Source organism: Streptomyces sp. NPDC051776 (assembly GCF_040681345.1).
Taxonomy (GTDB): Bacteria; Actinomycetota; Actinomycetes; order Streptomycetales; family Streptomycetaceae; genus Streptomyces.
Map to the genome: position 1 here is coordinate 1 of NZ_JBFAYQ010000092.1, position 10,231 is coordinate 10,231.

The following is a 10,231-nucleotide window of genomic DNA, read 5'->3' on the forward strand; positions in this document are numbered from 1 at the left end:
GTTGCCTGCGCGTCACACCCCTCTTCCTACCCGATGCACCCCTCCATACAGATCCGGATCAGCAAGATTGATCACGACATCACACAGGCCCTAGACACTCCCCCGCGATCACCAGCAGGCCCGGCCGGTCCGTGGCCAGGCGCGGTTCGCGGTCCAGCGGTCGGGGGTGGTGCACTTGGTTTGTGTGCGGCGGGGCCGAGCTCAGTGCGGCTCTTGCGTGAACTGATGTCGTTTCAGAATTCTCCTTGCGGAGTTCACTCACCGCGCTTGCTCCTTGAGTAGGGGAAAGGGGCAACGGTAACGGTTGGGCGCTGGCCCGATTTATCGGTGGATCGTGCCGATGTTGGTGGAGCGGTCGGTGGTGATGCAGTGGGCTTGTGTGCGGCTGCCTGTGAGGGTGAAGTCTTGGAGGCTGTTGAGGTTGTTGCAGCTGTTGTTCTGGCGGCCTTCCTGGGCGATGTTCTGCTGGAAGAGCTCGGCTGTGGCGTTGCCGCCGGTGGTCTTGGCTCCTCCGCGGATGTCTTTGGTGTGGATGTTGGCAGAGTGGTCCGTAGTCTGACAGGCCGAGTTTGTCTGGCTGCCGTCGATCAGGTTGATTTCCGTGTTGTTGGCGTTGTTGCAGGTGTTGTTCTGGCGGCCTTCCTGGGCGATGTTCTGCTGGTTCACGGTGCTGCCTGTGGAGGAGCCGCCTTCGGTTCGGGCGCCGCCGCCCTTGACGTAGGTGTGCTTGCTGAAGGAGGTGTCCAGATTCCCGCAGCGCCCGGCTACTCGGCTGCCCTCTTCGGTTTCGAGATCCGATTCGAGGTTGGCGTTGTTGCAGGTGTTGTTCTGGCGGCCTTCCTGGGCGATGTTCTGCTGGTTCACGGTGCTGCCTGTGGAGGAGCCGCCTTCGGTTCGGGCGCCGCCGCCCTTGACGTAGGTGTGCTTGCTGAAGGAGGTGTCCAGATTCCCGCAGCGCCTCTCTACCCGGATGTCATTGTTCACGTCGGGGTTGATGTCCGAGCCCTCGTTGGGGTTGTTGCAGGTGTTGTTCTGGCGGCCTTCTTGGGCGATGTTCTGCTGTTCCACCTCTGCGGTGCTGGTGCCGCCGCTGGCTTGGGCGCCGCCGCCCTTGATGTGGGTGTGCTTGCTGAAGGAGGTGTCCAGATTTCCGCAGCGGTCCTCTACCCGACTGCCCTCACCCGGTTCGACTAGCGAGTCAATGCGGTTGTTGCAGTTGTTGTTCTGCCGGCCCTCCTGTGCCGCATTCTGCTGGTCCACGGTGCTGCCTGTGGAGGAGCCGCCTTCGGCTCGGGCGCCGCCGCCCTTGATGCGGGTGTGCTTGCTGAAGGAGGCGTCCAGATTCCCGCAGCGCACCTCCACCCGGCTGCCCTCCGCCACATTTAGGTCCGAGCTGGCGTTGGGGTGATCGCAGGTGTTGTTCTGGCGGCCTTCCTGCGCAACATTCTGCTGGTTCAGGTCGCTGCCTGTGGAGGAGCCGCCTTCGGCTCGGGCGCCGCCGCCCTTGATGCGGGTGTGCTTGCTGAAGGAGGCGTCCAGATTCCCGCAGCGCACCTCCACCCGGCCCCCCGTCACCGAAGGGTTGGACTGGTTGGGGTGGTTGCAGGTGTTGTTCTGCCGGCCTTCTTGGGCGATGTTCTGCTGGATCACGGTTCCGCCTGCTGTGGAGGAGCCGCCTTCGGTGCGGGCGCCGCCGCCCTTGATGTAGGTGTGCTTGCTGAAGGAGGCGTCCAGATTCCCGCAGCGCGCCTCCACTCGGCCACCGTCCAGGGTCATGTCCGACTCGAAGTTGGGGTTGTTGCAGTTGTTGTTCTGGCGCCCCTCCTGTGACGCATTCTGCTGGTCGACGGAGGCTGTGGAGGAGCCGCCCTCGGTGCGGGCGCCGCCGCCCTTGATGTAGGTGTGCTTGCTGAAGGAGGCGTCCAGATTCCCGCAGCGCGCCTCCACTCGGCCGCCGGCCGTCACGTCGAGGTCCGAGGAGGAGTTGGGGTTGTTGCAGTTGTTGTTCTGGCGGCCTTCCTGTGCCGCATTCTGCTGGCGCACGGCGCTGCCTGTGGATCCACCGTGGGCTTGGGCGCCGCCGCCCTTGATGTGGGTGTGCTTGCTGAAGGAGGAGTCCAGATTCCCGCAGTGCGCCTCCACCCGGCTGCCCTCCGCCACCTCGAGGTCGAAGTCGAAGTTGGGGTTGTTGCAGTTGTTGTTCTGCCGACCCTCCTGTGCCGCATTCTGCTCGAACACGTCGTCGACGGTGCTGGTGGATGATCCGCCGTGGGCTTGGGCGCCGCCACCCTTGATGTGGGTGTGCTTGCTGAAGGAGAAGTCCTGGTCCGCGCAGCGGCTCTCCACCCGGCTCTCGGTCACGTCGATGAGTGCGTTGTTGGGGCTGTTGCAGGTGTTGTTCTGTCTGCCGCGCTGGGCGGTGTTCTGCTGCACCACGTCCAGGACCGCCGAACCGCCTTCGGCGTCCGCGGGACCGTTGTGGATACGGGAGAACGCGGTCAGAGAACCGTCGCTGGTCACACACCGCCCCGTTACCCGGCTACCGGAGAGCTCCGTATCCCCGGTCTGGGGGTTGGGGTTGTTGCAGTTGTTGTTCTGCCGGGAGGACTGCGCAACGTTCTGTTGGAAGAGGTTCCCTCCCGTGGAGGACCCTCCCTCCGCCCGGGCCTTCGCCCTCCCCCCGCCCCCGTGGGCGGGGTGGCCCTTGCCTGCGGTCTTCGCCTTCACACCTCGGTGGGCGGCGGGGCCGTTCTCGGCGAACGCTGTCCCGGTTCCTGCTACGGCCCATCCGCTGACTGCCAGGACCAGCATGGTGGCTGTCGCGATCTTGTGTGCCCGCATCCGGGTGCCTCCCTTGTACCAATCGGTGATACGCCAAGCCTTCTCCCTTCCTTGAACTTTCACTGTGTGCGTTCGGTCATGGGCTCATGCCGTTCCTCACCTCAACGGCCCTGGTCCCACTCGCCGCTCCGGAGGACGATGGGGGTGGGGCGTGGGCAGCCGCGGCCAGGACCAGGACGATGTCGCCGAGATGGCGCGGCCGTCGCTGACGACCGCCGAGGCCCGAGTTGTGACGGCGGGGCGGGGCTGCGTGAGGCGATGGAGGACGTCCGGCGCTCCGTGGCGGTGCTCGCTGCCCGGGTCCGCCGACGCGCACGCCGCCCGCGTCTGGCTCCCACTCGGTTACAACCACTGGGCGTCGTTCTGCGCCGCAGAGTTCGGGAGCAGCCGCGCCCAGGCATACCGACTGCTCGACGTTGCCCGCTCTCTCACCGTGATCCACGAAGCGGTCGCCGCCGGCACCGAGACGTCTCGCACGCGAGACACCGCCCCGGCCGCCGCCGCGGCGGCGCTGGACTACGGCCTGTCCCAGCGCGCCCTGATCGCCGTTTCCAGCCGTACGGACACCGTCGCGGAGCTGATCACCCGCCGACTCACCGCGCTCGCCGACAGCGGCCGCCAGGACCTCGATGAGCCCACGGTCCGCGCGGTGGTCCGCCAGGCCGTCCGCGACGTCCGCCCCACCCCGCCACCCCGCCACCGCCACCGCCACCAGCCGAACCGCCGGCGGACCCGACCGCCGCGGCCGGCGCGCGCCGTCGTCGACGACCTGGCCGCCATCAACCACGCGATCGGAGAGCTGATGCTCGAAGTCGCCCCGCCCTACCTCTCCGACACCGACGCCGCGCACGTCCTCGCCCCGCTGTGCGAGCAGATCGGCGAGCCCCTCGAGCACGGCCTCGCTGCCCGCCGCTACCCCCTCTCCGGCGACCGCCGCGCCCTGCACGGCACCGTGCTGTAGGCGATGCTGCCGGGTTGCTGCCCGTGGTCCTCGGGTGCAGCAGGCGGTGTCCGGTCGCAGCGCAGCATTTACACGGGCGGCCAGGCGGCACACGGTGCTGCACGGGCAGCAGGCCGGCCCGGCCGGTGCAGCACGGCCAGCCACTGCCCGCGGTCGCCCTGCTGCTCCGCGACCAGCCAGCAGCCCCGTGTCCCGGCTCTGGCGGCTGCGTAACATCGCAGATGCGCGATGTTCCGAGCGAGGTCCATGCAGAGCTGCTGCATGGACCGGACGAGGTCCGCGTGGCTGCGGGTTGTTCTGGAGGAGCAGAACAACCCGGTTCACCTGGTGCTACCGACTGCCCCGCTCACGGTCGACCGTCACGGAGTAGCCCGCTCGCTGTTTGTGTCCACACCGACCGGCGACCGGCCCCGGTGCGCAACGCCGGGGGCCACCGTCGCTTCGCTTCCGCAAGGGCGTGGCTGCGGGAGCTGCCGCACCGAGCGCGGGCGGCAGCGTCCGTGCGGCATCAGCCGGGCGGACGGGCTTGGAAGAGTTGCGGTGCTCAGGTTGCGGTTTCCGCGGGGGCGAGGGTGACCTGGTGGCCGAGGGCCTGGAGTTGGCGGACGAGGGCTTGGGTCTTGCGGGCGGGATTGACCAGGCGTCGGTGGTGTTCGGGCCCGAGGTCTTCGAAGCGGGCACCGGGGTCGTTGATGATGTGCCAGACGATCACCAGCATCGACCGGGCCACCGCGACGATGGCCTTCTTGTGGCCCCGGTGCTTGACGAGTCTGCGGTAGCGGGCTCCGAGGAAGGTGTCGGTCCGGGCCGCAGCCATGGCCGCCTCCCCGATCATCCCCTTGAGCCACGGGTTGCCGTGCCCGGTGGGCCCCGAGGTGTTCTTGCCGCCGGACTGAATGGTGCGAGGGGCGAGCTTGGCCCACGACACCAGGTGGCCGGAGGTCGGGAAGACCCGTATGTCCGGGCCGAGTTCGGCAACGATCACCTCAGCCGCGGTCCGGCCGGTCCCTGGAATCTCCTCCAGACGCTCGACCAGTGACAACAGACCCGCCCCGCCGGGCCCGCCCGGGGCGCCGCGGGGCTGGCTTGCGCCCTCGTCCGCGTCTGGCAGGCAGATCCCGGATGGGTGCGTATCTGCTGGGGGCGTTGTTGATCAAGCTGCGAGTGTGAGGTGGTCGCGGTAGCGGGACTGGTGGTTGCGGGCGAACTCCTGCTGTTCGTGCCAGGCCCAGTAGGCGTCGAAGTCGCCGTTGGTGTGCAGGGCGCGGAGCTTGAGGACGGCCTCGGCTCCGGCCAGTCCCCAGCGGGCTCCGGTGATGTCCAGGCGGTCTTTGACCAGGTGGCGGCAGGCCGTCGAGGTCCACCTATAGGCCGTCTACCGCAAACTGGGCATCACCACCCGCACCCAACTACCCTCCGCCCTCGCCCAGGGTTCCGTATGAAGGACGACGAACGGGCACGGATTGCGGTTGGTTGCAAGTTCGTTAACTGCAGCCCTACTTCGGGGCCGTGCCGCCGCGCCCGTGCTCCGGGAAAAACAGAAAGTCCTGGAGTCTGTGACTCCCGGACCTCGCCACTTCGTGGTGTCAGCCGCGGTACGGAACTTCCGTCGTCTGCGGGTCACCACCACCCCTCTTCGTCGTCGGGGTCCGGCTGGACGTGGCGGCAGTAGTGGCAGGTCGTCGCGGCGGAAGGTCTACGGTCGAGCCGCAGCGCATGGGGCACTCGCCCCGTTCGAGGACCGGGCCCCTACGCGCGTATTGCCGAGATGACGTCCGCCCGCCACCAAGGACGGCATGAGCGATGAACGGGCTCCTCCGGCAAACCGGCCAGGAAGCCGACCGCGCCGATCAGGTCCGCCTCGGCGCTGTTGCGCAGGACGACATCGGGCCTGCCGAGGCCCCAGGGCACCGACGCGGTGGCCAGCGCAGTGGCCAGGCCCGCGACGGAACCCCCTCCCGCTCCACCCACAGATACGTCATCGGAACGCCCGCGGTGCTTTCCACCACGTCGAGCCAGCGGGTGGTGAGGGAGACGTCACTGGGGCGGGTTGGTGCGTCCCGCGCCTGGCGGGGCAGGTCAGCGGCACGCTCTACGGCATGCACACCGCCGGGCAGATGGGCTGTGTCCGAGGTCATGGGTACGTACCCGGGTCAGGTCGTGTAGTCGGCGTTGATCATCACGTAGCCCTCGGTGAGGTCACAACCGTAGACGGTGAACGCGCCCTGGGCGATGCCCAGATCGACCCGGATGATCACTTCGCCCCCCGCAAGGTGGACGGCTGCCTGTCCGAGGAGTTCGTCACTCGGCTCCTCTGGGTGCATCACCAGGTCACCGAACTGGATGCGGACGTGGGCGGGCTCGATGTCGGTCTCGTCGTGGAGCTTGCCGATGGCCATCGCCACACGGCCCCAGTTCGGGTCACTGCCATGCACAGCGGCCTTCACCAGAGGGGAGTTGACCACGCTCTTACCGACCACCTTGGCCTGCGCATCATCGCGGGCGCCGGTGACCTGGACCTCGATGAGCTTGCTCGCGCCTTCCCCGTCCGCTGCGATGTCCCGTACCAGGTGCAGGGCGCACTCGTACAGCGCCTGCTCGAAGTCTGCCAGGTCTACGGGGCCCGCAAGACCGTTGGCGAACACGGCAGCGGTGTCGCTGGTCGAGGTGTCCGTATCGATGCTCAGAGCGTTGAACGTCTTATCCATCACGCGCCGGAAGAGAGCGTCCAGTTCGACGGCCGGGACGTCCGCGTCGGTGAAGAAGAAGGTCAGCAAGGTGGCCATGTTCGGCTCGATCATGCCCACCCCCTTGGCGATCCCCGTGAGCACGGCGTCCCCGCAGCGCACCGAGAAGTACTTGGGGCGGGTGTCCGTCGTCATCATCGCCGCGGCCGCAGCGGCGTAGTCCGCCTCGGGGAAGGGCCACGTGAGGGCGTCGAGCCCGGCCCGGATGCTCTCCATCGGGTAGGGCCGGCCGATCACACCGGTGGAGCCGATGACCAGTTCCTCGGGCGGGATCCCCGCGATCGTGGCAACCTTGCGGCGCACCTCCTCGGCGTGTTCGGCGCCGGCGCGGCCGGTGGCGACGTTCGCGTTGCGGGAGAGCACGACCATGCCGCGGCAGTGCTGCTGTGCCGCAGCATCGCGGCTGAGTACGACGCTTGGGCCGGCGAAGCGGGACTGGGTGAACACCGCAGCGGATCGCGCAGGCACCTGGGAGACGACGGCCACGAAGTCGTCCTCGACGTCCTTGAGCCCCATGTTCGTCGAAACGCCGAGAAAGCCCCGCGGGCACAGAGTCTCTGCCTCCATCGTCGGTACACCTCCCCTATGGGGTCCAGTGGCCCCGCGCGCTTGCGTCGACCCTGACCATCCCGATGAATGATGATGTATTGCAGCGTAAATATATACCGACGCAGACGACAATCAATCGATCATGAAGCGCATAACAGCCCTGGCCAGTCCAGCATCTGGACGAGCTCGACGCCTTCCCGGCGTTCTGCTTCATCGTCTCTTACCGCGCAGCTCTGCCTCGCGACTGAGAAGTACATGAACAAGGCACGGATGCATACATGGGGAGGCCGCCGCATGTCGGCGAGTACTACCGCGACGGCGAGCATGAAGTGCGAGGTACTGCCAGGGGGAGTTGCCCTGGTGGAGTTCTCGCAAGCACACGAGCAGAATCCGTTCACATCCGTTCAGCAGGGCGCGGATGAGCGAGCCGGCCCAGATGTTCGACCTCGACAGCAACGACGAGGTCGGATGTGTCGTCCTGTACGGCGGGCCGGGCCGGCCCTTCGGCGCCGGCGGCGACTTCCACGAGGTCTCGGAATTCTCCGGCAGCGACGAGGTCGACGCGTGGGTCGACGACATCACGGATCTCCAACAGCGCGATCACCGGGATATCCAAGCCCGTCGTAGCCGCCATCGACGGCTTCGCGATCGGCGTCGGCCTGCAGATCGCGCTCTGCTGCGACGTGCGCATCGGAAGTCGTGTGTCGAAGCTCGTGATGCCGGAGTTCCGGGTGGGCATCGCGTGCAACTTCGGCGGCTACATGCTCGAGACCGTGGTCGGTCGCAGCGTCATGCAGGACATGCTCTACACCTGTGCCGAGTGGCCCGCCGACCGCGCGCTCGCCGACCGGCCTCCTGCACGAAGTGACGTCCCCCGAAGACCTGTTGGAGCGCGCACTCGAGCATGGCCGGCGTATCGCCGCCTACACGGCTGCAGCCGTGCAGTCCACCCGCGCCCGCGTCAACGGCTCCTTCGTGCAAGGACTACGGCGGGTACGTGAAGAGGGCAAGAGGTCGCACCGCACCGCCTTCTCCGCCGGCGAAGCACAGCAGCGCATGCGCCGCGTCATCGGGAAGGTCTGACCAGAGCTCCCCTCAGCAAGTGGTGCGTCGTCGCCAATACGCCCCTCCGCAGCCTGGACCACTTGGGCCAGAGCGCCGACCTCGGTGACCTGCGGGTGTACTCCCGAGGGCCCGAGGGCGCCCTCCTTCCGGACGACACCCCATTCGCCCTGGACGTACGCACCCTGTCGGCGCACCAGGACGACCCGGACCACGCGACGTCCTCCGCGATCCGCATCGATGCGGATGCCCTGACCGTCCGCCTCTCCCTGCTCAACGAGGATCCGGTCTACTACGCGGCAGACCGAATGCGCGGTCTCTTCGCCTACTTCACGAACCTGATGCTGGCCCCGCTCTCCCCTGAAGACCGAAGCCCCCTTGTCGTGCTGCCACCGCTCCGAACGGGTGGAATCGTTGCACGGTGTACCGAAGGGAAGTCTCCCCCCATAGGCCGGATGGTGATGTTGACACTTCAGCCCCCTGACCTGTGAGAGGCGCCCGGACATGAGACGTAACCCCGCCCGCCTGTTCGCCACCGCGCTACTGGTGGCGTCCGTGCTTGCCCCGTCGGCAGAGACTCCGGCCACGGCCCTCCACCCCCCACTCCCCACCAACGCCGACCGGCACAAGGACGAGCGTCCGCCGGACGGTCTCGGCCCCGAAGTGACCGCCCGGCTGGACAAGGCCATCGAAGACGTCCGTCGGCAGGCCGGTATTCCTGGCGTCATCGTCGGCCTGTGGATGCCGGGCAAGGGAAGTTACGTCCGCGCCACCGGTGTCGCCGACACGGCCACCCGCAAGCCGATGACCACCGACCTGTTCATGCGGGTGGGAAGTGAAACCAAGACATTCACGATCACCGCACTGCTAGAACTCGTCGACGACCGTCGAATCCGACTGGACGACCCGATCTCCGCCTACGTGGACGGCGTGCCCAATGGTGACCGGATCACGCTGCGTCAGCTGGCCGAGATGCGCAGCGGCCTGTTCTCGTACAGCAACGATCCGGACTTTCAGAGGGATCTGTTGAGTGACCCGAGCCGCTCGTTCACCCCGCGCGAGTTGCTCGCGTACGGCTTCAAGCACTCGAACCTCTTCGCGCCGGGCGAGGAGTTCCAGTACTCCAACACCAACACCATCTTGCTCGGCTTGGTGATCGAGAAGGTCAGCGGCCTCCGACTGGCCGACTTCATCCACAAACGGGTGACCCGCCCGGCGAACCTGTGCCACACATTGTTCCCGCAAGGCGCCGAGTTCCCCGAACCGCACGCGCACGGTTACAGCGACCAGACGCTGAGCGGCGAGATCGCCGACACCACGATGTGGAACCCCAGCTGGGCCTGGGCGGCCGGGGCGATGATCTCGGACCTGCACGACCTGCGTCGCTGGGCCAAGATCGTCGCCACCGGCACGCTGCTCAGCCCGGAAACCCAGAGGGAGCGGCTCAAAGTGCTGCCGACCGGCATTCCCGGCCTGAGCTACGGCCTCGGCATCTTCGAGCTCGACGGGTGGATCGGGCACAACGGCTCCCTGCCTGGATACGAGAGCGCAACCGTCTACCTTCCCTCGCAGAAGGCCACCCTGGTGGTGCTTCTCAACACGGACGACGACTACCAGGGCCAGGAGCCGTCCACGGTCCTCGCCCGGGCGATCACCAAGATCGCGACCCCGGACAACGTATACGACGGCCCGCCCCCCCCCGCGCTGAACGTTGTCCCGTATGGGGTGTCTGTCATCCGGTGAGGGCGAGGTTGTGCAGGCGGGCGATGCCGAGCATGGCGATGTGAACGCCGTCGCCTTTTGGACGGCAGTCGCGAAGGATCGTCCAGGCCTTCATTCGCGCGAAAGACGTGCTCGACGCGGACCCGCACCTTGCGATGGGAGGCGGCGCGTGGCGATGCCACGCAATTCGGGCATCTCCTCGTCCGGGTTCGTGGGACCTTCTCCATGACGAGCCGTCGCATCGAGCAGTGCGGCTAGGTGTTCTGACCATGAGCGTTGTTGACACTCGTGGGGGGTTGATCAAGAGCGAAGACCTCCGATGTGGTGGAGGTGTCTAGGCTCCACACCA

Annotated in this window: 9 protein-coding genes and 2 pseudogenes; 4 read left to right on the forward strand and 7 right to left on the reverse strand. The window is 67.1% G+C overall.

From position 1 onward, the window contains the following. Nucleotides 1-321 precede the first annotated feature (321 nt). Entirely contained in the window at nucleotides 322-2,841 is a 2,520-nt protein-coding gene (locus tag AB0M26_RS30535; protein WP_365266081.1) for a hypothetical protein, read from the reverse strand. Nucleotides 2,842-2,992: 151 nt separating this feature from the next. On the opposite strand from AB0M26_RS30535, the gene AB0M26_RS30540 reads away from it, so the two are divergent. Continuing rightward, entirely contained in the window at nucleotides 2,993-3,802 is an 810-nt protein-coding gene (locus tag AB0M26_RS30540) for a hypothetical protein (RefSeq protein WP_365266083.1), read from the forward strand. Nucleotides 3,803-4,346: 544 nt separating this feature from the next. On the opposite strand, the gene AB0M26_RS30545 is transcribed toward AB0M26_RS30540, so the two are convergent. From AB0M26_RS30545 to AB0M26_RS30565, 5 genes and pseudogenes are all read right to left on the reverse strand, one after another. Further along, nucleotides 4,347-4,844, reverse strand: a complete 498-nt coding sequence (locus AB0M26_RS30545) for a transposase (protein ID WP_365266085.1) — start codon at nucleotides 4,842-4,844, stop codon at nucleotides 4,347-4,349. 111 nt (nucleotides 4,845-4,955) lie between these two features. Next, nucleotides 4,956-5,153, reverse strand: a pseudogene (locus tag AB0M26_RS30550) (ISKra4 family transposase); the annotation flags it as partial. Nucleotides 5,154-5,551: 398 nt separating this feature from the next. Next, nucleotides 5,552-5,773 carry a hypothetical protein gene (locus tag AB0M26_RS30555; protein WP_365266087.1) on the reverse strand — a complete coding sequence of 74 codons (222 nt, stop codon included), beginning with the start codon at nucleotides 5,771-5,773 and terminating at the stop codon, nucleotides 5,552-5,554. A 182-nt stretch (nucleotides 5,774-5,955) separates the two neighbouring features. Next, a complete protein-coding gene (argJ, locus tag AB0M26_RS30560) occupies nucleotides 5,956-7,116 on the reverse strand; it encodes a bifunctional glutamate N-acetyltransferase/amino-acid acetyltransferase ArgJ (RefSeq protein WP_365266089.1) in 1,161 nt (386 codons plus the stop codon). Nucleotides 7,117-7,492: 376 nt separating this feature from the next. Then, entirely contained in the window at nucleotides 7,493-7,837 is a 345-nt protein-coding gene (locus AB0M26_RS30565; RefSeq protein WP_365266097.1) for a hypothetical protein, read from the reverse strand. Between AB0M26_RS30565 and AB0M26_RS30570 the strand changes: the two genes are divergently transcribed. The 3 genes from AB0M26_RS30570 to AB0M26_RS30580 all read left to right on the forward strand — a co-directional run bounded on the left by AB0M26_RS30570 (nucleotide 7,746) and on the right by AB0M26_RS30580 (nucleotide 9,903). After that, the gene (locus AB0M26_RS30570) at nucleotides 7,746-8,099 is read left to right on the forward strand and encodes an enoyl-CoA hydratase-related protein (protein WP_365266095.1); all 354 of its coding nucleotides are present in this window, start codon (nucleotides 7,746-7,748) and stop codon (nucleotides 8,097-8,099) included. The two genes, AB0M26_RS30565 and AB0M26_RS30570, sit on opposite strands and share 92 nt — an antisense overlap. Nucleotides 8,100-8,243: 144 nt before the next feature. Continuing rightward, on the forward strand, nucleotides 8,244-8,651 hold the full coding sequence (locus AB0M26_RS30575) for a hypothetical protein (protein ID WP_365266091.1): 408 nt from the start codon (nucleotides 8,244-8,246) through the stop codon (nucleotides 8,649-8,651). 13 nt (nucleotides 8,652-8,664) lie between these two features. Then, the gene (locus tag AB0M26_RS30580; RefSeq protein WP_365266093.1) at nucleotides 8,665-9,903 is read left to right on the forward strand and encodes a serine hydrolase domain-containing protein; all 1,239 of its coding nucleotides are present in this window, start codon (nucleotides 8,665-8,667) and stop codon (nucleotides 9,901-9,903) included. Here the strand turns inward: AB0M26_RS30580 and AB0M26_RS30585 are convergent. After that, nucleotides 9,893-10,043 (reverse strand): annotated as a pseudogene (locus AB0M26_RS30585) (transposase); the annotation flags it as partial. The gene AB0M26_RS30580 and the pseudogene AB0M26_RS30585 sit on opposite strands and share 11 nt — an antisense overlap. Nucleotides 10,044-10,231: the final 188 nt, after the last annotated feature.